We start from the raw sequence: 19304 nt of genomic DNA on the forward strand, positions 1-19304 counted from the left end.
AGCAATAATCATATGAGCGTATTCATTAAAAGCACGTAATTACTGGTTTCGTAAATATTCCTCAACACGGTCAAGCCATTCAGCCGCAAGACAGTTGAACAGCCCTTCCTGCTCGACTTCAAGTCCATGCCCGGCCCGGTCAAGGACGGCGAACGTGCTCCTCGTGTATATGCCGGCGAGCTTCATGGCATCCTTATAGCCCACGGACGCGTCCTGGCGCCCGGCGAGGATGAGCGATGGCTTATCGAAGGGCTGCGGAAGCCGGTCGACGTCGAACGAGCACTCGTAACCTTGCTTTTTCAGGCGCTCCAGGAAGGCCCTGTCCTCATTAAGGCGACCCGGGAGTATGTCCTGCTGGAACCGCTCCCAGCGGCGACGGTCTTGGAGGAGAAGCATGCGCTCGAAGAACTTACGGTCCTCCGGGTCGATGGAGGCCAGCAGCTTTTCGTCCCTGACGAACACGGTCCTGGGGGGGAGCTGTCGCTTCGAGCGGTCGCCCACCATGACGGGACAGATCAGCAGAACGCCGTCGATCCGGCCGGGTATCCTGTTCACCATGCCCCGGGCGATGTATCCCCCGTAGGACTCGCCCGCAACTAAAAAACTGCCCTTTATGACTTTCTCGCTGAACTTGATGACGATGTCGAGCACCTGGTCGGAGTTTCCCAGCCATTCAGGGGCCTTCGACTTCCCCATGCCCGGCATGTCGATGTAGATGCGCCGGTATCCGGGGCGGCATTTGAAGACAGGCTCCATGCAGCCGGCCATGACGTTGTGGTCGATCCCGTAGCCGTGGAGCATTAATACGGGAAAGCCCTCTCCGCATACCTCATAATAGACGCTGACGCCGTCGACCTCGCAAAACATGGATGCAATATTAGTGCCGTCGGGGTAAAATAAGTATTGACAGGCACTGTGTGCCAACAAATCCGTCTAAATGGGCTGTGATATGCGTTATATTCAATTGTTATATTAATCGTGGCGTATCGCAGAGTAATCAACGTGGTATGAGATGGCGGAACTTCTGGCAAAAGTGGATATGGTAGCACATTCTATCGAACTTTACGAGGACGAGTTGAGGGTACAGCTACAGCTGGCGCCGAAGTTCAAGATACCGCTCAAGGACATCGTCGACCTGGAGTTCCGCAGGGCCTGGTTTTTCCTGGCCGGAAAGCTGACCATCATCTTCAAGGAGAACGATACCCTGCAAAAAATGTACATGCCCTTCAACTTCCTGATGGGCGATGCCATCGAGGCCCTGGTGTCCACCATGATCGACCGGATGGCGCGCGTCTACCATAATAAGGACGCGATCGAGTTCCTGGAGATGGCGGAACATGATGATGGGATGGTACAGTGCCCCTACTGCTCGTCGGTCATCAAGCAGGGCGTGATCGTGTGCCCCGGCTGCGGCATGCCGAAGCTGGATTAGGTTAGAAAGCCTCTTTTTTGTTTAGCCCAATAGCTAAACATAGTTGCATTTGCCTGCCCGTTTAGCGGAAGGTATGTATATGGTCGTTCTTTATCCGTTATGCGAGGTGATTTGATGAGGTCCCTGAAAGAATGGGCCGAGTCGATAAAAACGGCCCGTATTGTAAAAGATACGAGGGAGAGAAAGGATGCGGCCGTGCAGTTCACGAAGGCGCTGGTGCAGGCCGACGGGCCCGTGCAGCCGGTGGTCCGGCGCATCCAGGAGGCCGGCTCGGCATGGTACTCCATCGGCATGAAGTCTTTCAAGAACCTTACGCTGTCGGCGGCCGACGACGACATCGTGGAGGTCCGTAAGAGCTGCGATGTCTGCGATCACCCATACGCCGTGAAGATCAAGGCGTGGAAGATAAGGAGCTGCGACGTCGCGGCCGCACCGTGCCCCAGGTGCTCGGCCTATCAGGTCCTGGACCTGGACGTCGTGAGGAAAGAGAATTTTGGGGCTTGTTAAAAGCCCCCTTTTTGCTTTAAACGGTCGTATCCACGACGACCGTATACTTACCGTTCACCCACGAATATGCCACGAAGTGTGCGGAACCTCTCAGGTTAGGGTCGCTGATGGTGGCGGACCAGCTTTCTCCGAGTGACTGGTCGATGGGGACGAGCTCGGGGGTCGTAAGGTAGGGGCTCTTCACGTAGAAGCCCCGCAGGGTCGTGACGCCGCCGAAGCTGGTCAGCCTTACCTGCACGGTCTCAGGGTCCAGGCGGGTGACCTCGAAGTGAGGCATGCGCGCGGGCGTCGTGCTCTGGCCCGGCACAACGGTCACGGTGACGACGGTATAGCCCGGGATGACGACTTCGATGGACGCAGAATCGTTAAAGCGCCGGTCTACCATGCCCTGTTTGCCCTGGATATCGCCGGTGATCTGGTAGTGAGCAGGCGGCAGGCCCGTAAAGTTGAACCGGCCGGCGGAGTCGGCGTATTGAATGCTCCCGGGCGTGTCCACGAGCTTATCGCCCTGCCATAGCGCCACGCGCGCATCGGGCACTGGAGCCCCGTCAGCATCGAGCACGACGCCGCTAATGGATATGGATGGAACAGGCGTCAGAGTGGGCGTCGCAGTGGGGACAGGAGTCGCCGAAGGCGATGTACCGGTAATACAGCCGCTCAGCGACAGCGCCATGATAGAGACAAGTAAAAATGCCGTGAAATTACGCACAAACACCACCAATCTCAGGATAATGGCCCCTCCGACTTTTTAGGCTTTTCCCTCTTACGAAGGTAAGCTTTATACCGGGAGGCGGGCAAATATAAAAGTCCGCAGGTGTGAAAATGTCCGAACTATTGTTTAAAGTCGAAAACATGGCTCAGTATATCGAGCTCTACGACGATGAGGTGCACGTCCAGATGCCGCTCGCGATCATGCAGGTCATTAAGATCAAAGACATAACCGATATCGAGTTCAGGCGGGCCAACTTTGTCATGTCTGGCAAGGTGGTCATCAAGTACCGCGATAACGGCGTGAACGAGACCGCCTACTATCCCTTTAATTTCATGTTCAACGAAGGCATGGTCGGCCTCATGGGGAAGCTGAACGAGCTGCTCGAGCAGCTCAAGGGGAAGAAAGAGGACGTCTTGATAAAGGAGGTCATCAAGATCCGGTGCCTTGGATGCGGAGCCCTTATGGACGAGCACTCGCAAGTATGCCCGGTCTGCGGCCGGCCCCAGGTCTAATGCAAATATAATTATTACTAAAATTATATCCGACAGGCCGCCATAGCTTATCATATGGATAATGGAGAGATCATACGCTTACTCAACGAGGCGTTCGTACACGAGATCGATAACTCGCTGACCTACGTCCGTAATTCGTTCATCATGAAGGAGTGCGACCCCAGCCGCGTCACCGAGGCGATAGCAGTGGACGAGATGCGCCACATGTGGTGGCTGGCCGACCTCATCACGAAGCGGGGAGGCGAGCCTACTATGGAGCACCGCACGCTCGACTTCGGCGGGAAGGACCTGAAGGGCCAGCTCGAGAGGCAGATCGTGCTCGAGACCGAGGCCATCGACATTTATAAGCATATCATCGAAGTGGTAGACGACCCGGAAGTCGTCGGCGTGGCGAAGCACATCCTGGACGAGGAGCGCCGTCACAGGAAAGAGTTCAAGGAAAGGCTGGCCCGTATATAGCCGTTTTTTCCCGCCACTATTTTTAATAAGCGGCGATTTGAACTCACCATTGGTCGGTACGTATATGAATTTTGGGTTAGCCTCTTTCAACGATTACTGGTGGGCCGTTCTGCTCCGGGGCATCGTGACCCTGCTGTTCGGGCTGGCGATCTTTGCCTGGCCGGGCGTTACGCTGGCGCTTTTTATCATGCTGTTCGCCGCCTTCGCCATCGTCGACGGCGTCATAATTGCTGTACACTCGCTTTTTGCCATCGGCAGGGATAGCCGCTGGTGGATCAAGCTGCTCCAGGGGGTCGCCGGCATCGGCGCGGGCGTTGCGACATTCATCTGGCCAGGCCTTACGGCGCTTGTCCTCTTGTATATCATCGCTTTCTATAACATCTTCGAGGGCATCCTGCAGGCCGTCTACGGCATCACCTTCAGAAAGGAGGCCCGGGGCAGCCTGATGCTCGTCGCTTCCGGGGTCATCTCCGTGATCTTCGGCATGCTGCTCCTGCTGTTCCCGATGACGGGAGCGCTGGCGCTGATCAAGGTCATAGGCATATTCGACATTGTCCTGGGCCTGCTTCTCCTGCTGCTGGCGGTCGACATGCTCGCCGCGAAGAGCGCTGCGCGTGCGGCCGCGTAGGAGGTATTGTAGGGGAGTAAAGGACGTGATGAATAAAGTGCTGTCGTAACTCTGGGAGATCGCGGTAGTTATGGCGCTGCTGGCGGCGGCTCCCTGCTGACGCAGTACTGATCATTCCACTACGGGGATGATGACCTCGGAGAAGATCGGCACAAGCCCGTCGTCGTCCACCTTGATCCGGCCCATGGAGCCGCAGAGCGGGCAATTGGTGTAGCCGCTACTGTGCTTGTCCGGGAACGGCATCATGTCGGTCACGTACTCAAACTCTTCGGGGTTCACCCGTAGCTGCCCCCGACCGCCATCCAGGTCACCCGTGAAGAACATCCTGACCATATACGACGCGTTACGGATCTTGCCATCCATGAGGTGCGAGCCCCTGGGCGAGTTGCCCAGCGCGTTCTGGCATATATGCTCGACGTAGAAGATGCGGCTGGACCCACCTTCACGAAATGCGGTCATTTTACGCTGCGCCTCCTGAACTCGGGGCTGACATCCTCCGTCATCTCTTTCCTGCCGTGGGCCAGCTTGCGGTGCCTCTCCACTTGCGCCAGCACGTCCTCCTTGTTCATCCCGTTCACGACGTATGTGCAGCCTGTGACGGGGCATGATAATTCTACCATGATACGACCTATTGAAATAAGGCGGGGCGGGAACGTGATTGTTATTCGAATGAATAGCGAAAAAATAAAAAAGAGGCCTTAGTTAGGAGGCTGAGCCATACCGTTTTATATCGACACCGTTTGAAGGCGTGTAGCTCGTGCCGCTATCGAATTTCGGCTCGAGCTCGGCCTTGTATAGCTCAAGGGACCCTCCCGCCCAATATGCCGTTATCGTCATGTCGGCCGTGAGCATCGCGCTGTAGACGGGCGAATCGACGGTGACTTCCCTGTATTCGCCCGGCTTCAGGGTATCAAGAGTAGTATTTACGCTCTGGTGATTGATCGTGGTGAAGTCCTGGCCGTTGTACGTGGTGGTCATCGGGGTGGCCACATCGTAGACGATGACGAGGTTCTTCAGCGTCTCGGTGCCCGTAGCCGTAATGACGAACGTGGCCCAGTCCTGCCTTGCGGCGTATTGTGCGTTGATCTGCTGTGACTCGTTGGGGTCCCCCGTCCACTGCCTCTGGTCGGCGTTGATCCTGACCTGCAGGACGAAATCGGACAGCGTTACAGGCAGCGGGACAGGCGTCGGGGTCGGCGTCCAGGTGGGGCCTATGGTGGGCTCGGGAGGCTCGGTGGGCGTGGGCGTCGGCGCTCCCACAGTGGCGACGACCCTCTGTGACGGGGTCGGATTATCCCCTGACGACGAGACGCATCCGGCGAACACTATACAGGCCATTATTAGTATGATCATTGACGTTTTCAAGCGTTGCATGAGCAGCCTCCTTAAAACAAGATAAAATAATGGCGGATTGGGTATAAATAGATTTTATCAGTACCGGTCAACCTTATGGCCATATATTTATATTTTTAACCGGTAATACTATTGCGGGTTTCAAAGTATGGACGTGGTGATCATCACGGGCAGGCGGGGCGAGGCATTCGTTAGCGGGAGGGTCGTGGCCCGTATCGGGCAATGGGACGTAAGGTCGTTCCCGGATGGCGGCTGGGACGGCTCCTGTGAGTGCGAGTGGTACGCTGGCAGCGACCCCGGCGCTTTCGGCCTCCTGAAGGGTCCGGGCATCGAGGTCTCGCTCAGGCTGATCGATCATAATGAGACGGCCCATGAAGGTGTTGCGATGGCGGCGCCGGACGGCGACGTAAAGATGCTGGGGGATGTCGCCCTGCTGGACCTTATCCTGAAGGGCTCCGGCCCCGTACGCCACGCTTAGCTTTCGAATAGCGCCTTAACTTCTTTCAGCTTTTCCGGAATCGGTATCCCCTGGGGGCAGCGCTCTTCGCACAATCCGCATTCCTCGCACTTCGACGCCTTGCCCTCGCCGATGAACTTGTAGGATGTTTTCGCGTGCTCTATGTCCTCGTACATGCATGCGATGTTCAGTCTCTCGAAGCACTCAGGTATATCTACCCCATTTGGGCAGGGCCTGCAATAGCCGCACCCGGTACAGGGGACCGCCATGCGGGAGCGGAACATGCTCCGGACCTTCGCGACGAGCGCCAGGTCCTTTTTCGTCATTGACCAGGGAAGGCCTTTTTCGGCGGCAGCGAGGTTCTCTTCGACCTGCTCCATGCTGCTCATGCCGCTCAACACGACCGACACTTCGGGGTGGTCCCAGACCCAGCGAAGCCCCCATTCTGCGGGGGTTCGCTTTTCCACGGCTTTTGCCCAGATGTCCATGGCCGCGGGCACCTGCTTTGCCAGTAAGCCCCCCCTGAGGGGCTCCATGACGACTACGCCCATGCCCTTTTTGGCGGCATAGCGGAGGCCAGAGCGGCCGGCCTGGTAATGCTCGTCCATATAGTTATACTGGATCTGGCAGAAGGTCCAGTCGTAGGCGTCGACGATCTTTTTGAAGGCCGGGTATTTGTCGTGGAAGGAGAAGCCCGCGTACTTAATGCGGCCGTCAGCGAGGGCATCGTCTAAAAAGTCCTTCACGCCGAGCGATTCCATGTTTTTCCAGCTTTCGCCCATTAGCGAGTGGACGAGATAAAAGTCAATGTGGTCTGTCTGAAGCTTTTTTAATTGCTCGTCGAGGAATTTGTCCATGTCCTCCCGCTTTTCGACGAGCCATGTCGGCAGCTTGGTGGCCAGGCTGACCTTTTCCCTATACCCGTCTTTGAGAGCCCTGCCCACGATGGGCTCGCTCTCGCCGTTGTGGTAGGGCCAGGCCGTGTCGACGTAGTTTACGCCGCGGTCGATAGCGTGGCGGATCATCCGGATGGCTTCGGGCTCGTTGACGTGGCCGTTCTCGAGTACGGGGAGCCGCATGCAGCCGAATCCTAATATGGAAAGGTCCTTGTTGGCCTTTTTCATTGTCCTGTAGAGCATTATTGGGCCTTCTTTCTGGTTTTATTAAACACCTGTTATCCGATTGCTGATTATATGCTTTTCGTGTGAACAGGAGTATATTCATGTATTTTTAATGTTATGCCGTCGTGGAGTGTCCTTAACCACAGGGGCGCAGAGCGCTCGGAGTTCACAGAGTTTTTATTTAATAATTTGAGACACAGAAGCCACAGAGCCCGGTTTATTGGCTTACCTGGGGCACAGAGTTTAAAGAGGCAGGGTTGATCAATAAACAATTGACTGGTTTATCCTCGCCAGTGCCTCTAATCCCTCAGTGCCTCAGGAATGTTATAAACCCGTCCTCCGTGCCCTCTGAGCCTCCATTATCAAAAAATCTCTGTGTAACTCTGCGCTCTCCGTGTCCCTGTGGTTGGACCACTCAACGACGGCATAACCTGAAGAGATAATTAATTATCAAGGTTTTTTATGCTCGTCCTATCCTTATCTATATATTTCCAGGCATCGCCTCGCTTATCCATCCTACCCATGATATTCCGGATATTGTACTCCTGCGAACCCGAAATATCATCAAGCTCATCCCATGTTATGGGAGTGGCGACGGGCGCTCCGCTCCTGGCCCGGACACCGTAGGGCGCCACGCCGGTCTGACCATACGAGTTCCGCAGATAGTCCAGGAACAGGCGGCCACGGCGCTTCTCTTTCGAGAGTTCGATAGTGAAGCGGTCGGGATACTTCTTAGTAAGCTTCTCGCCGAAGCCCCGGGCGAACGCCCGGACGGTATCGAAGTCGGCGCTCCGGTCGAGCGGCACGACGACGTGCAGGCCCCGGGAGCCAGTGGTCATGAGATAGACGGGATAGCCTTCGGCATCGAGCGCCTCGCGGATCGTCTTAGCGGCAGACCGCACGGTCTCGAAGTTATTATCGGGCGGGTCGAGGTCGAAGATGAGGCGGTCAGGGTAATGGACTTTATCGATTCGGCTGAGAAAGACGTGGGGAGTGATCATCGCCTGGCTGGCCAGGTATACGAGCGTCGCGGCGTCGTCACAGACGACCTGGTGCTGGATGCCGCCCTTTCCCAGCTCGAGCGTGGCGCGGTGCACCCAGTCGGGGAAATAGTCGGACGCCTCTTTCTGGAAAAAGCCTTCTTTGCCGATGCCGTCCGGGAAACGCTGCATGGTCATGGGCCGCCCCCGGACCAGGGGCACCATCACACCTGAGATACGCCGGTAATAGTCGACGAGCTCCCCTTTGGTGATGCCGTCCTCCGGGAATAATACCTTATCCGGATTAGTTACTTTGATGTCGTGGCCTTCGATGTGCAATACTTCGGTCATTTCGGCACCTCCCGGATCACGCTGTGCGGATCCTTATCGTAACGCAGGCCATCGTAGCGGGGCTGCCGCAGCTTACCGTAGTCCGTCCACTCCTCGAACCCGATCTCGGCCACGAGTTTCGGCTCCAGCCAGTGGACCTCCTTTTCCCGGACCTCTTCGGCGAAGGGTGAGGCCTTACGCTCTAACGGCCGGAACTTATCCATGAGGCTCCGCAGCGTTTTCTCGTCAAAGCCCGTGCCCACTTTGCCCGCGTACATCAGCTTACCATCCTGGTAATAGCCCACGAGAATGGCCCCGAACTCGATGCGCTTGCCGTGGGGCTCGGTATAGCCGCCGATGACGAACTCCTGGTTCTGGACACACTTGAACTTGAGCCACTCGTCGGAGCGGCCGTGGACATAGGGGCCGTAAGCCCGCTTGGCGATGAGGCCTTCCCAGCCTTTCTTACATGCCTCGTCGAACAGTCCCAATCCGCCTCCCAGCCGGTCTTCGAGGAAACGTACCGTATCCCCGTAGTCCAGAGTTTTTTCCAGGATATGCTTACGCTCGAGGAGCGGCAGCCGGGTCAGCTCGTAGCCGTCGTAAAAAAGGATATCGAAAACATAGTAATGAACGGGGATCCCGGTACGTCGGGCCTCCGCCGGGTCCTCTAAGCCCATTCGCGGCTGCAAGAGCTCGAATTTCGAGTTACCGTTCTCGTCCAGGGCGACGATCTCGCCGTCGATGATGAAGTCATTCGCCTTTTGCGCCATGAGCGCATCGGCTACTTCCGGGTACGAGGCGTTCATCTCGTGCCTTGTCCGGGACATGAGGCGGACGTGGCCGTCCTTCCGGTAAGCCAGGCACCGCGCCCCGTCGAGCTTATGCCCGAACGCCCAGCCATGGTCATCAAATCGCTTGCTGGTAAGGGTAGCGAGCATTGGCTCTTCCCATTCAGGCTGCTCCATCTTCACCAGCTTTTCCTTTGCCGCGGGCGGCAGGCGTTCCAGCAGAGGGTCCATCTCATCCCTCTTTAGCGATCTCGTCCATCGTGCGGCCCGTCAGTACCGAGTCGGGCGCAGCCTTCTCGATATCCTCGTAAGAGCCCTCGTGAGGCTCTTTCATCTTAAAGAACAGCCAGCCCCGCTTCTCGATTCCACCCGTGCGGATGAGCGCATAGCTTCCCTTAAGCTTCTTCCCTTCAAGAAATACCTCGATCTTGCCCTGGTCGTAAGACTGCTCTATGGTCATACGGCTGCCCTCGGGCTTCTCCTCACGGAGGTTACGATATGTGCCGATATCCCAGACCATGACCGTGCCGCCGCCGTACTGGCCCTCGGGGATGACGCCCTCGAAGGTGGCGTAGCCGATGGGATGATCCTCCGTGGGCATGGCCAGGCGCTTGACTTTCGGGTCCAGCGAGGGGCCCTTGGGCACGGCCCAGGACTTCAGGACGCCGCCCATCTCCAGGCGAAGATCATAATGTAAGTGGCTCGCGTCGTGCTTCTGGATGACGTAGATGGGATGCTTTATCTCCTTTTCCTCTCCCCCGGCGGGCTCGGGCGTTTTTTCGAAATCCCGCTTGCTCCTGTAGGATTCGAGCGGTTCTTTCGGGGACATAAAAACTCCGGATAATGAATATTAATCGACTCTGGAATAAAAATCATTGCTCAGGCATCTCATCTTTACCTGGACTTTTAATGATGGAGCTACTTTTATTTTTCTTCTTCAGCTTCTCGATGAGCCCGGACACCCGCTCCGTTGCCTCCCGGGTGGCCTCAACGTCCCGGCTAATAACAATATCAAGGATGTCTCCTTCACGGCACCCGCACGGCAGCATACACGCCGGAAGCTCGAACTCGACGCTCTCATCCTCTCTCAGCAAAAGTACGGCCCATCCGTCCTCGAACCTGTCAATCGTGGCCTTCATACGGCGCACCTCATGGCGCTATTCGACGGCGCACACGATAATACCTTAGCCGACGAGGTCTCGAACTGCGGCACAACTGTAAAGCCGGTGCCGTCCGACCTCACCACGACGTTTCCGTTCAGGTCGGTCCGGTAGATGACGGAGCCGGATTCCTCAAGCAGGGCCAGCATACGCCGCGTCGGGTGGCCGTACGGATTCGGCCCGACCTCAATGATGCTGACCTCCGGGGAGACGGCCGAGATGAACTCCTGGTCTGCCGAGTACCCGCTGCCATGATGGGGGACTTTGAAGACATCGCTCTTCAGGCTATGGCCCGACTCGAGAAGCTGCCGCTCTTCTGGAATGCCGGCATCCCCCGTGAGTAGAAAGGTCACGTTTTTATGTTCGACCTTGAGGACAATGGAGTTCTCGTTGATGCCGCCATCGTTCCTCACTTCAAAAGGCGCCAGCACTTCGACTTTTACATCGGAGCCCAGGTCAAAAGTCTGGCCGGCCTCAGCGACAGTATAAGGTATGTTCTTCTGGTCGATCAACGTCAGGTAGGACTCATATGTCCTTGTGGGCTGGGAGATGCCACTGTCGAGCACCTCCTTCACGGGGATCTCCCGAAGCACGTCTAGCAGGCCGCCGATATGGTCGGCATGGGGATGTGTCGCCACCATGATGTCGATTGACGTGACGCCCTGGCTCTTCAGGTAGGATACAAGCTTCGGCCCCTCGGACGGCCGCCCGCCGTCGACGAGCATGCACCGGTCGCCCGCCTTTACCAGTATGGAGTCGCCCTTGCCCACGTCGATGAAGTGGACCTCGACGGGCGCTCCCTTTGCCAGCCCGCCCTGCCCGTGGAAAATGGCAAAATAGCCGATCACGATTATAGCAATAGCCAACCAGACCCCGAGGGCGATGTCTATCGTCTTCATCCTGTGGCCGTACTCCGGCAAAATATCCCACCGATATACAGGTCAATTTTAATTGATTTAAATCATTTAAGGATTTTTTATAGGCCACATGGGCAATCAGGACAAATTTTTCACAGATATTGGCGTCAGGGCAAATATTATCAGATATTATTATTTATTATGGCCAATAGAGTAAAAGCATAATATGGAAATCCATAAGAATAAAATAATATGCCATCGATATGGATAAATAATATAAAGGCGTTAACCTAATTTTAAGTTTGTGCGATATCCCCGCAATTTAATATATTAATTGTTATATTTTTTGGACGTATGCGAATATGGCTAGAGAGAGAAGCAGTACAAAGAAGGTAGAGCTACCTAAGGCCCCTACGGGCATCAGCGGTTTCGACGACATAACATATGGCGGGCTGCCGAGAGGAAGGCCGACGCTCGTCGCCGGAGGAGCTGGCAGCGGCAAGACCATGTTCGCGATGGAGTTCATCGTTCACGGCGCTATGGAGTATAATGAGCCAGGCGTGTACGTCACTTTCGAGGAGAATGTCAAAGACCTGAAAAATAACTTCGCATCCCTGGGCTTTGACCTGGAAAAGCTCATCGAGGGCAAGAAGATCGCCGTCGATCACGTATTCGTAGAGCGTAGCCAGATCGAGGAGACCGGCGAATACAACCTGGAAGCGCTTTTTATACGGCTGGGCTACGCGATCGATTCCATCGGCGCAAAGCGCGTCGCACTGGATACTATCGAGGTGCTGTTCGCGGGCCTGAAGAACGATGCCATCGTCCGCTCTGAGCTGCTACGCCTGTTCCGCTGGCTGAAGGACAGGGGCATAAGCGCCGTAGTGACGGGCGAAAAAGGCGATAAGACGCTGACGCGCTACGGCCTCGAAGAGTACATCGCCGACTGTGTGATATTGTTGGACAACCGTGTGACCAACGAGCTGGCGACCCGGCGGCTCCGCATCATCAAGTACCGTGGGAGCCGGCACGGCCCCGACGAGTACCCGTTCCTGATCGGCAAAGACGGCATCAACATATTCCCCATCACGTCCATCAAGACGGATTACAAAATATCGAAAGACAGGGTATCCACAGGCATCAAAAACTTCGACAAAATGTTCGGGGGAAAAGGCTACTTCCGGGGCACATCGATATTGATTACGGGCACCGCGGGCACCGGCAAGTCCAGCTTTGCGGCGGTTTATGTCGACTCCGCGTGCAGGCGCGGAGAAAAATGCCTGTACTTCGCTTTCGAGGAAACTCAGGACCAGATCATCCGTAACATGAGCTCGATCGGGCTGGACCTCGGGCAATGGGTGAAGAAAGGGCTTTTGAAATTCCACGTCACTCGCCCCGCACTACAAGGGCTTGAGATGCATCTCGTGATGATGGAGGATGACATTAAAAAGTATGAGCCTAAGAATGTAGTTATCGACCCTATCACCGACTTAAGCGCGGTCGGCGGCGGACGGGAGGTCAAGTCCATGATAACACGCCTTAATGACCTTATGAAGGCTGGCGGCATAACCATACTCTTCACGGACCTAATCCGGGGAGATGTTAACCCGGAACATCCTGCCATGTATATCTCCTCGCTCATCGATACCTGGGTCCTGCTCCGCAACTTCGAGTTTAACGGCGAACGCAACCGGGGCCTGACGATATTGAAATCCAGGGGCATGTCCCATTCGAACCAGATCAAGGAATTTGTCATCACTGACCGGGGCATAGAATTGATACAGCCGTACATTGGCTCGGCGGGAGTGCTAATGGGCAGTGCTAAGGTCTCCCAGGAGGCCAGGGATAATGCTGAAGCCCTGGACACCCGCCGCGATGTAGAGCATTTGCGGATCAAGCTCGAGGAGAAGCGCAGGGAACTCGACGCTAAGGTCTCTGCGCTAAAAGCGGAATACAAGGCTGAGGAGAGCGAACTGGAAAAAAGCCTGGAGCAGAAGGAGCAGGACATCGAGATCATGATGAAAGAGCGCGAGGTAATGTCCATGGCTCGAAAGGCAGAATGACGGGGGAGCATGACGGCAAGGATCAGCAAGAGTAAAAAAGCCAAAGAAGTGGAAGAGTTCTGGGACCTGCGCATTTATGTAGCCGGAGAGACGCCGAAGATGCAGCAGGCGGTCAAGAACCTGGAAAAGATCTGCGACGAACACCTGAAAGGCAGATGCTCCATCGAGATCATAGACCTTATGAAGAACCCGCAGCTCGCGGCGGGAGAGCAGATACTCGCGATCCCCACGGTGATCCGCAAACTCCCCGAGCCCGTCAAGAGGCTGATCGGGGACCTGTCCATCCATGAGAAGGTCATCGTCGGGCTGGATATTAAAAAAAATAGCTAAAGGAATTATTTGTACTTTCGAATTCACATGGAGAGACCGATGATATCAGTCCTGCTGGTCGATGACAAGCTTGAGTTCCGCGATATGGCAAAAAAGATGCTGGAGAGAGGCGGCGGCTTAGGTGTAGTTGCCACCGGCTCGGCGGAACACGCCCTGGAGATGTTGAAAAACAGGACTTTTGACATGATCATAGCGAGCTCTGAGCTGAGGGGGATGAACGGCATCGAGCTGCTCGATGCCCTCAGAGCACTGGGGACCGACACTCCGACCATTATTTACGGCAGCCAGGGCGGGGAGAAGGTGGTCGTCAGGGCCTTACGGGGCGGCGCCGAGTTCTTCCTTCAAAAGAGCGGCGACCCGAGGTCCCAGTTCATGGAGCTGAGGCACGTCATCGAGGAGATCGCAAAGCGCAAGCATACCGAGTCCATGCTGATCAGGAGAGAGAAGGACTTCCGCACGATCGTCGAAAAGAACGCGGACGCCATGCTCGTGCTCGACAGGGAAGGGTCCATTAAGTATGCTAATCCGGCCTCATCCGTACTGTTTAACCTGCCCCAGTCCGATATCATGGGCAAGGTACTCGGCTTCCCGATCATTCTTGATGAGCCCGTCGAGATGTACATCGTGCGAGGCTTTCAGGAGTTCGTCGCTGCCGAGATGCGCATGGTCGAAGTCGAGTGGGAGGAGGAGTCATCGTATTTAATTTCCTTCAGGGATGTCACGGGACACGTGCGCTACGAGGAGGAGCTGGAGGACCGGGTAAGTGAGCGGACGGAGACGCTCCGGCTCACTAACGAGCAGCTGCTCGGCGAGATCGAGACGAGGAAGACGGCAGAGGAGGCGCTCCGGAAGGAGATAAACGACCGGACCGCTACGGAGGAAGAATTGCGCTGCGAGATCGAACAGAGGGAAGTGGCCGAGAGGACGCTGGAGGAGGCCAAGGCGCAGGCCGAGCTGTATCTCGACCTCATGGGCCACGACATTAATAATTTAAACCAGATCGGCATCGGGTATCTCGAACTGGCCCGCGAGTCATCGAGCCTCGAGGAGATGAAGTCCCTTATAGAAAAGCCCCTGGAGGCGATGAGGAGCGCTTCCGACATCATCGATAACGTGAGAAAGCTCAAGCAGGTCACGATCGACCAGCCGGATAAATACCAGACGACGAGGACGATCGACATGTGCGGGATGTTACCCGGCATAATAGATCAATATTCTCAGGTTAAAGGCCGGGATATCAGGATAAACATCGACGCCCCGAAGGTCTGTTACATCAAGGCGAACGACCTCATTAAGGACGTTTTTACGAACCTCGTGGACAACGCGATCAAGCATTCCGACCCGATCAGGCCGCTGACGATCGATATAAAGATCAAGCCCATCAAAGAGAAGAAACGGCAATACCTTTTCTGCACGGTCGAGGATAACGGGCCGGGCATACCGGACTGGATCAAAGATAAGATATTCCTGCGGTTCCAGAGAGGGTCGACAAAAGCCCATGGCAAGGGCCTTGGCCTGTATCTGGTAAAGAAGCTTGTGGAATCCTATAACGGGGCCGTATGGGTAGAAGACAGGATACCGGGAGTGTACAATAAAGGCGCGAAGTTCATCGTCACGCTGCCGGCGGCTGAATAGTGCGATCGGGAAGGACTTTAGCCATTATTTTTTCTCAGCATTTTCCTCAGGCTGGCATTTTCAGACTTTAGCCGGGCATTTTCCTCTAAAAGCTTTTCATAATCCACTTTATGCTCATGGTGATCTTTGGCCTGGCCCGCGGAATTCGTCCCCTCGTCAGCCTTCATGATATTAAGCGCTATCAGGACCCGCTCCTTCGAGGCCAGGTCGCCGATCAGCGTCCTTACTGGCAAAGGCAGCTCTTTCGTAAGGGTCGGCAATGCCGAGATATTATAGTTTACCGCCATCTCCGGGTGTTTTGTCAGGTCGATGACTTCGATCTGGCAGTGGCTTTTCAGGTCATTCTGGCAGATGTCCTTCAGGTTGGCGATCGTGATCCTCGACTTTAGCGTATCCCCGGCAATATATAGCTTAAGGACAATTGTTTTAGGTAACTCAGAGTTCAGAGTAGCCATACACCTATTCCTGATTTTCAATATACGGCCTTATCGTATATAATTTAAATTGATTAAAAAAAAGATAAGAGACCCTGATTACCTGGTCTCTTCCTTGCTCAGCACGCGAACGATGTCGCCGCGGACCGTGACCGGGATGGGCACCATCGCTTCGGAAAGCTCGACGGTGATCTCTTCCTTGGTCTCGTCCACGCGCTTCACGCGGGCGCGCTCGCCCTTGAACGGGCCGGAAATGAGCTCCACGATGTCGCCCTCGGAAATGCCCGTGACGACGGGCTTCGGCGCCAGGAAATGCTGGACCTCGGCTATCGAGGATGCGCCCTTGACGACTGCCTTGGCGTGGGGAATGTTCTGGATGGTGTGCTCCACGATCTCGTGCATCGGGGACTCGACGAGCACGTAGCCCTTCAGCTCTTCGGGCACGAGGATGGAGCGGATATCGTAGCCTTCCTTACGGGCCACCATAGCTATCAGGTTGGCCACCGAGCGTTCCTGGTTCGCGGTCGTCTTGACGGCGAACACCGACGCGGTAGGCGTTTCGGCCTGCATTTGTTGTTCCTGGGCCATTTTTACTTCCACCTTATATTAAAACCGATATTAATGGGACCATGATCAGATATATGACGAAACCCAGGATACCGATGAGAATGATGCCTGCGCCCGTGACTTTGGATATCATGAGGAATTCGTCCATGCTCGGCTTGCGCGTAAGCTGGAGTATCCTGACATACTGCTTGATGCTGCTGGTGATATTGCCCAGCGATATTGAGCCTGATTTATTCTCTGCCATAGTGAAGCCTCAAAAAAGGACGAAGTGAAATAATATAGTATCTAGACTTATAGTTTTCGTTTATCACCCTACGAAATCAAGCCCGAACTTTTGCGTTTTCAGTGCCTTTTGGTGGTTGAAGGCCGGCTGCTGCTCCGACTGGGGCTTGCCGAGGATCTGAGTCGATGCCACGCCCGTGATGATGACCATGGTCCGGATAACGTCGCCCAGGTCGGGGTCGACCGACGCTCCCCAGATCAGCCTCGCCTCGGGATCGATGGCGTTATAGACCTCTTCCACTACGGCCTCCGCCTCGCCGATGGTCATGTGCGAGCCGCCCGTGACGTTGACGATGGCCGCCTTCGCGCCCGAGATGTCGATATCAAGAAGCGGGCTTAACAGCGCATTGCGCACCGAAAGCTCGGCCGCCTTATCGCCTTTGCCCTCGCCCAGGCCGATCATGGCGACGCCGCCGTTTGACATAACGGTCTTTATGTCCGCGAAGTCCAGGTTGACCAGCCCCGCCTTCGTGACAAGCTCGGTAATGCCCTTTACGGCGTGGGTGAGCACCTCGTCGGCCACCTTGAACGCCTGCTGCAGGGGCAGGTTCGGGACGACCTCGAGGAGCTTGTCGTTCGGCACGACGATGACCGTGTCCGCGGCCTTCCTGAGCCTTTCGAGGCCCTTCTCCGCGTTCGCTTTACGCACGGCGCCTTCGACCTTGAAGGGCGTGGTGACGACCGCGATGGTGAGCGCGCCGCCTTCCTTCGCGACCTGCGCCACGACCGGGGCCGAGCCGGTGCCCGTGCCGCCGCCCAGTCCGCAGGTGACGAACACCATGTCGGAGCTGCTGATGGCCGCCTTGATCTCTATGAGGCTTTCTTTGGCCGCATTCTCCCCGACCTCGGGGAGGCTGCCCGCGCCGAAGCCCCGGGTGAGCTTCTTGCCGATCAGGAACTTCTTATCGGCCCTCGTGTGTAACAGATGCTGAGCATCAGTGTTCATGGCAAAGAGCCTGGCGCCGATAATGCCCTCATCGGCCATGCGCGCGATCGAATTCGATCCTCCTCCGCCGCAGCCGACGACGATGACGTTGGTCCTGAGGCCTTCCATGACGGCCATTATGTCTTCGTCTGTGTCGCCGACCTTATCCGGCATCGCCCCGGGCGCCTCACCGTCGATGATATCGGTAAGGTGCGCTTCGCTGTCGATGATCTCGCCTTTATTGTCAATTACTTTCGCAGCCCTGCTAGGGCTGAAAATGCTTGGTTCTCCAGGTTCCATTACCCCATCCCCTACTATTGTATTGGTCGAATAATTATTTAGTTTTATTCTTTTTACGCTCTCTGAGAAGACCATCTCGGGGGTTATAGTCTTGCCGCTGACTATGACGGCTTCTCCTTTCGCCAGGCGGCCGTAGGCGGGCCCCTCCGGGACGCCCAGAGCCTTTGCCTTTTCCGTATCGAAGCGCCGGTCGATCACGTAGAGCAGCTCCTCCCAGTGGTCGTACTTGACGGTGTACTTCTTCTTTAATGCCTCGACGCACGCCTGCGTAATGTCCGCGACAGCCTTATCGACGGCAGCCCTATCCATGCCCGCCAGCGTCTCCATGAGAGCCCCGTTATGATCGTAAAAGAGCACGACGTTCTGCTCTTCTGCCGCCTTTTGTACTTCGGCCCGCGCGGCTTTCCAGGCTATGGATAGCAGTTCCCCGTTTACCCGGCCGATGATGCCCATCGGGCAGGCGCCGCAGGCGCCCTGGTTGCAATCGCCCATGGCCGCAGCCAGGCTCTTCGTGAACTTGATCTTGAGGGACGGCGTCTTCGAGTTCGCGATCTCGAGCAGCCGGGGACATCGCAGCCACGGCTTACTCAGCTCCCTGATCTCGGTCTCCGTATGTACCGTGTACCCTAGCCTGGCGAGCATGCCGTCGAGGCGCTCCCGCTGTTCCCTCGGAATGGATTTCTTATCGACGTAAGCGGCCGTAGTCCCGGATTTTTCAAAGGCCTGCCTCAGGACATCATCCGTAAGAAGTGGCACGGCATGGTCGGCGATGATGTGGCCGAAGGCGATGCCGGTCTCCAGAGCCAGCGTCGTTTCTCTGGGCGCATAGTGGTTTCCCCCGATGCCCACGTACACGGGCATTTCGGGCTTTTCCCTTAAGCCCAATATCGCTTTCGCGATGATGAGGCCTGCCGCCTTATCGGACCACTCATCCATGGTGCTCCCGATCTCCACGTAGACGGACGGCACCTTGAGAGACGAGGGCCCGTGGTGCGTGGCCTCGTACGAGACGTTGTAGGGCGATACGGCCCCCTTGAGGCTTTTTAATAAGGATGAGGCGACGTGAGGAGCGGGCGTGGCCAGTTCGTGGGGATTGCCGCCGAACTTGCCCTCGGCGATGTTACCGGTAAAATGGACAGTGAGCGTCTTCCGGTTCTCCTTGCTCCGGTGCTTGGACGCGAAAATGATGGCTTCAGGCCCGAAGCCCATGCTGTCCAGCTTTTCGTCGAGGTTGTCCTGGAAGACGTGGTAGTCCGCGATCTCGACCAGCGTGAAAATGTCATGGCGATATACGCGGTAATCGCCGTCGAACGCCCGCTCCCAGCGGGCGAGCTCGAACAGGCGGTCGCGTATGTTGACGCTCGCGGCGTCGGCGGTCGAGACGAGGATCGTATATGCCATTGGACGAAACTTGCCCTCAGTAGCTAAAAGTTTTGTGCTCTCCGGCGGATTTAAGGTATCAGGCATCT

General features: G+C 56.0%; 24 protein-coding genes and 1 pseudogene. 9 read left to right on the plus strand and 16 right to left on the minus strand.

Annotated features, from left to right (window positions below; translation table 11 throughout):
* Positions 1–39 precede the first annotated feature (39 nt).
* Complete coding sequence (locus MCP_RS10695; protein WP_012900859.1) at positions 40–867, minus strand: alpha/beta fold hydrolase; 828 nt, start codon at positions 865–867, stop codon at positions 40–42.
* A 145-nt stretch (positions 868–1012) separates the two neighbouring features.
* Between MCP_RS10695 and MCP_RS10700 the strand changes: the two genes are divergently transcribed.
* Complete coding sequence (locus MCP_RS10700; protein ID WP_012900860.1) at positions 1013–1432, plus strand: zinc ribbon domain-containing protein; 420 nt, start codon at positions 1013–1015, stop codon at positions 1430–1432.
* A 114-nt stretch (positions 1433–1546) separates the two neighbouring features.
* Positions 1547–1939 (plus strand): hypothetical protein, encoded by a 393-nt coding sequence (locus tag MCP_RS10705; RefSeq protein WP_012900861.1) that lies wholly within the window; start codon positions 1547–1549, stop codon positions 1937–1939.
* A gap of 16 nt (positions 1940–1955) precedes the next feature.
* Here the strand turns inward: MCP_RS10705 and MCP_RS10710 are convergent, their stop codons facing one another.
* A complete protein-coding gene (locus MCP_RS10710; protein ID WP_193763062.1) occupies positions 1956–2648 on the minus strand; it encodes a carboxypeptidase-like regulatory domain-containing protein in 693 nt (230 codons plus the stop codon).
* 113 nt (positions 2649–2761) lie between these two features.
* On the opposite strand from MCP_RS10710, the gene MCP_RS10715 reads away from it, so the two are divergent.
* From MCP_RS10715 to MCP_RS10725, 3 genes are all read left to right on the plus strand, one after another.
* On the plus strand, positions 2762–3163 hold the full coding sequence (locus MCP_RS10715; protein ID WP_128860039.1) for a zinc ribbon domain-containing protein: 402 nt from the start codon (positions 2762–2764) through the stop codon (positions 3161–3163).
* A gap of 54 nt (positions 3164–3217) precedes the next feature.
* Positions 3218–3622 (plus strand): ferritin-like domain-containing protein, encoded by a 405-nt coding sequence (locus tag MCP_RS10720; RefSeq protein ID WP_012900864.1) that lies wholly within the window; start codon positions 3218–3220, stop codon positions 3620–3622.
* A 64-nt stretch (positions 3623–3686) separates the two neighbouring features.
* Positions 3687–4250, plus strand: a complete 564-nt coding sequence (locus MCP_RS10725; RefSeq protein WP_012900865.1) for an HdeD family acid-resistance protein — start codon at positions 3687–3689, stop codon at positions 4248–4250.
* Between the two features lie 111 nt (positions 4251–4361).
* Here MCP_RS10725 and MCP_RS10730 read toward each other — a convergent pair whose 3' ends face one another.
* The 3 genes from MCP_RS10730 to MCP_RS15795 form a co-directional block, all read right to left on the minus strand.
* A complete protein-coding gene (locus MCP_RS10730; RefSeq protein ID WP_012900866.1) occupies positions 4362–4709 on the minus strand; it encodes a hypothetical protein in 348 nt (115 codons plus the stop codon).
* Complete coding sequence (locus MCP_RS10735; protein ID WP_012900867.1) at positions 4706–4870, minus strand: DUF1059 domain-containing protein; 165 nt, start codon at positions 4868–4870, stop codon at positions 4706–4708. Before MCP_RS10735 ends, MCP_RS10730 begins: the two co-directional genes overlap by 4 nt.
* Before the next feature lie 82 nt (positions 4871–4952).
* Complete coding sequence (locus MCP_RS15795) at positions 4953–5624, minus strand: hypothetical protein (RefSeq protein WP_012900868.1); 672 nt, start codon at positions 5622–5624, stop codon at positions 4953–4955.
* 127 nt (positions 5625–5751) lie between these two features.
* Between MCP_RS15795 and MCP_RS10745 the strand changes: the two genes are divergently transcribed.
* Positions 5752–6081, plus strand: coding sequence for a hypothetical protein (locus tag MCP_RS10745; RefSeq protein WP_012900869.1), 330 nt, complete (start codon positions 5752–5754; stop codon positions 6079–6081).
* Here MCP_RS10745 and MCP_RS10750 read toward each other — a convergent pair.
* The 6 genes from MCP_RS10750 to MCP_RS10775 all read right to left on the minus strand — a co-directional run bounded on the left by MCP_RS10750 (position 6078) and on the right by MCP_RS10775 (position 11362).
* Positions 6078–7199 (minus strand): aldo/keto reductase, encoded by a 1122-nt coding sequence (locus MCP_RS10750; protein WP_012900870.1) that lies wholly within the window; start codon positions 7197–7199, stop codon positions 6078–6080. The genes MCP_RS10745 and MCP_RS10750 overlap by 4 nt on opposite strands.
* Positions 7200–7624: 425 nt before the next feature.
* A complete protein-coding gene (ligD, locus tag MCP_RS10755) occupies positions 7625–8512 on the minus strand; it encodes a non-homologous end-joining DNA ligase (protein WP_012900871.1) in 888 nt (295 codons plus the stop codon).
* Entirely contained in the window at positions 8509–9513 is a 1005-nt protein-coding gene (gene ligD / locus MCP_RS10760; RefSeq protein WP_012900872.1) for a non-homologous end-joining DNA ligase, read from the minus strand. The genes ligD (MCP_RS10755) and ligD (MCP_RS10760) overlap by 4 nt, the downstream gene beginning before the upstream one ends.
* A gap of 1 nt (position 9514) precedes the next feature.
* Positions 9515–10111, minus strand: coding sequence for a DNA polymerase ligase N-terminal domain-containing protein (locus MCP_RS10765; RefSeq protein WP_012900873.1), 597 nt, complete (start codon positions 10109–10111; stop codon positions 9515–9517).
* Positions 10112–10154: 43 nt separating this feature from the next.
* Positions 10155–10421 carry a DUF3006 domain-containing protein gene (locus MCP_RS10770; protein ID WP_012900874.1) on the minus strand — a complete coding sequence of 89 codons (267 nt, stop codon included), beginning with the start codon at positions 10419–10421 and terminating at the stop codon, positions 10155–10157.
* On the minus strand, positions 10418–11362 hold the full coding sequence (locus tag MCP_RS10775; protein ID WP_012900875.1) for a ComEC/Rec2 family competence protein: 945 nt from the start codon (positions 11360–11362) through the stop codon (positions 10418–10420). The genes MCP_RS10770 and MCP_RS10775 overlap by 4 nt, the downstream gene beginning before the upstream one ends.
* A 299-nt stretch (positions 11363–11661) precedes the next feature.
* On the opposite strand from MCP_RS10775, the gene kaiC reads away from it, so the two are divergent.
* The 3 genes from kaiC to MCP_RS10790 are packed head-to-tail and all read left to right on the plus strand — an operon-like array spanning position 11662 to position 15327.
* Positions 11662–13362 (plus strand): circadian clock protein KaiC, encoded by a 1701-nt coding sequence (kaiC, locus tag MCP_RS10780; protein WP_012900876.1) that lies wholly within the window; start codon positions 11662–11664, stop codon positions 13360–13362.
* Between the two features lie 9 nt (positions 13363–13371).
* Entirely contained in the window at positions 13372–13692 is a 321-nt protein-coding gene (locus MCP_RS10785) for a circadian clock KaiB family protein (RefSeq protein ID WP_012900877.1), read from the plus strand.
* Between the two features lie 39 nt (positions 13693–13731).
* Positions 13732–15327, plus strand: a complete 1596-nt coding sequence (locus MCP_RS10790; protein ID WP_012900878.1) for an ATP-binding response regulator — start codon at positions 13732–13734, stop codon at positions 15325–15327.
* Between the two features lie 17 nt (positions 15328–15344).
* Here the strand turns inward: MCP_RS10790 and MCP_RS10795 are convergent, their stop codons facing one another.
* From MCP_RS10795 to MCP_RS16250, 5 genes and pseudogenes are all read right to left on the minus strand, one after another.
* Complete coding sequence (locus MCP_RS10795) at positions 15345–15782, minus strand: circadian clock KaiB family protein (protein ID WP_012900879.1); 438 nt, start codon at positions 15780–15782, stop codon at positions 15345–15347.
* Positions 15783–15860: 78 nt separating this feature from the next.
* Positions 15861–16349: a transcription elongation factor Spt5 gene (locus tag MCP_RS10800; RefSeq protein ID WP_012900880.1), complete on the minus strand. Its 489-nt coding sequence runs from the start codon at positions 16347–16349 to the stop codon at positions 15861–15863.
* A gap of 13 nt (positions 16350–16362) precedes the next feature.
* Positions 16363–16572, minus strand: a complete 210-nt coding sequence (locus MCP_RS10805; protein WP_012900881.1) for a protein translocase SEC61 complex subunit gamma — start codon at positions 16570–16572, stop codon at positions 16363–16365.
* Positions 16573–16635: 63 nt separating this feature from the next.
* Complete coding sequence (gene ftsZ, locus MCP_RS16245; RefSeq protein WP_394296153.1) at positions 16636–17835, minus strand: cell division protein FtsZ; 1200 nt, start codon at positions 17833–17835, stop codon at positions 16636–16638.
* A 627-nt stretch (positions 17836–18462) separates the two neighbouring features.
* Positions 18463–19302, minus strand: a pseudogene (locus MCP_RS16250) (D-aminoacyl-tRNA deacylase); the annotation flags it as partial.
* Positions 19303–19304: the final 2 nt, after the last annotated feature.

Origin of the sequence: Methanocella paludicola SANAE, from assembly GCF_000011005.1 — an archaeon.
In the GTDB taxonomy this organism is placed as follows: Archaea; Halobacteriota; Methanocellia; order Methanocellales; family Methanocellaceae; genus Methanocella; species Methanocella paludicola.

Coding starts and splice junctions, on each gene's coding strand:
- MCP_RS10785 (WP_012900877.1), top strand. CDS start 13,372: ATGACGGCAAGGATCAGCAAGAGTAAAAAAGCCAAAGAAGTGGAAGAG.
- MCP_RS15795 (WP_012900868.1), bottom strand. CDS start 5,624: ATGCAACGCTTGAAAACGTCAATGATCATACTAATAATGGCCTGTATA.
- MCP_RS10745 (WP_012900869.1), top strand. CDS start 5,752: ATGGACGTGGTGATCATCACGGGCAGGCGGGGCGAGGCATTCGTTAGC.
- MCP_RS10735 (WP_012900867.1), bottom strand. CDS start 4,870: ATGGTAGAATTATCATGCCCCGTCACAGGCTGCACATACGTCGTGAAC.
- MCP_RS10720 (WP_012900864.1), top strand. CDS start 3,218: ATGGATAATGGAGAGATCATACGCTTACTCAACGAGGCGTTCGTACAC.
- MCP_RS10800 (WP_012900880.1), bottom strand. CDS start 16,349: ATGGCCCAGGAACAACAAATGCAGGCCGAAACGCCTACCGCGTCGGTG.
- MCP_RS10805 (WP_012900881.1), bottom strand. CDS start 16,572: ATGGCAGAGAATAAATCAGGCTCAATATCGCTGGGCAATATCACCAGC.
- MCP_RS10695 (WP_012900859.1), bottom strand. CDS start 867: ATGTTTTGCGAGGTCGACGGCGTCAGCGTCTATTATGAGGTATGCGGA.
- MCP_RS10770 (WP_012900874.1), bottom strand. CDS start 10,421: ATGAAGGCCACGATTGACAGGTTCGAGGACGGATGGGCCGTACTTTTG.
- MCP_RS10705 (WP_012900861.1), top strand. CDS start 1,547: ATGAGGTCCCTGAAAGAATGGGCCGAGTCGATAAAAACGGCCCGTATT.
- ftsZ (WP_394296153.1), bottom strand. CDS start 17,835: ATGGAACCTGGAGAACCAAGCATTTTCAGCCCTAGCAGGGCTGCGAAA.
- ligD (WP_012900871.1), bottom strand. CDS start 8,512: ATGACCGAAGTATTGCACATCGAAGGCCACGACATCAAAGTAACTAAT.
- MCP_RS10765 (WP_012900873.1), bottom strand. CDS start 10,111: ATGTCCCCGAAAGAACCGCTCGAATCCTACAGGAGCAAGCGGGATTTC.
- MCP_RS10730 (WP_012900866.1), bottom strand. CDS start 4,709: ATGACCGCATTTCGTGAAGGTGGGTCCAGCCGCATCTTCTACGTCGAG.
- MCP_RS10795 (WP_012900879.1), bottom strand. CDS start 15,782: ATGGCTACTCTGAACTCTGAGTTACCTAAAACAATTGTCCTTAAGCTA.
- kaiC (WP_012900876.1), top strand. CDS start 11,662: ATGGCTAGAGAGAGAAGCAGTACAAAGAAGGTAGAGCTACCTAAGGCC.
- MCP_RS10725 (WP_012900865.1), top strand. CDS start 3,687: ATGAATTTTGGGTTAGCCTCTTTCAACGATTACTGGTGGGCCGTTCTG.
- ligD (WP_012900872.1), bottom strand. CDS start 9,513: ATGGACCCTCTGCTGGAACGCCTGCCGCCCGCGGCAAAGGAAAAGCTG.
- MCP_RS10750 (WP_012900870.1), bottom strand. CDS start 7,199: ATGCTCTACAGGACAATGAAAAAGGCCAACAAGGACCTTTCCATATTA.
- MCP_RS10715 (WP_128860039.1), top strand. CDS start 2,762: ATGTCCGAACTATTGTTTAAAGTCGAAAACATGGCTCAGTATATCGAG.
- MCP_RS10790 (WP_012900878.1), top strand. CDS start 13,732: ATGATATCAGTCCTGCTGGTCGATGACAAGCTTGAGTTCCGCGATATG.
- MCP_RS10700 (WP_012900860.1), top strand. CDS start 1,013: ATGGCGGAACTTCTGGCAAAAGTGGATATGGTAGCACATTCTATCGAA.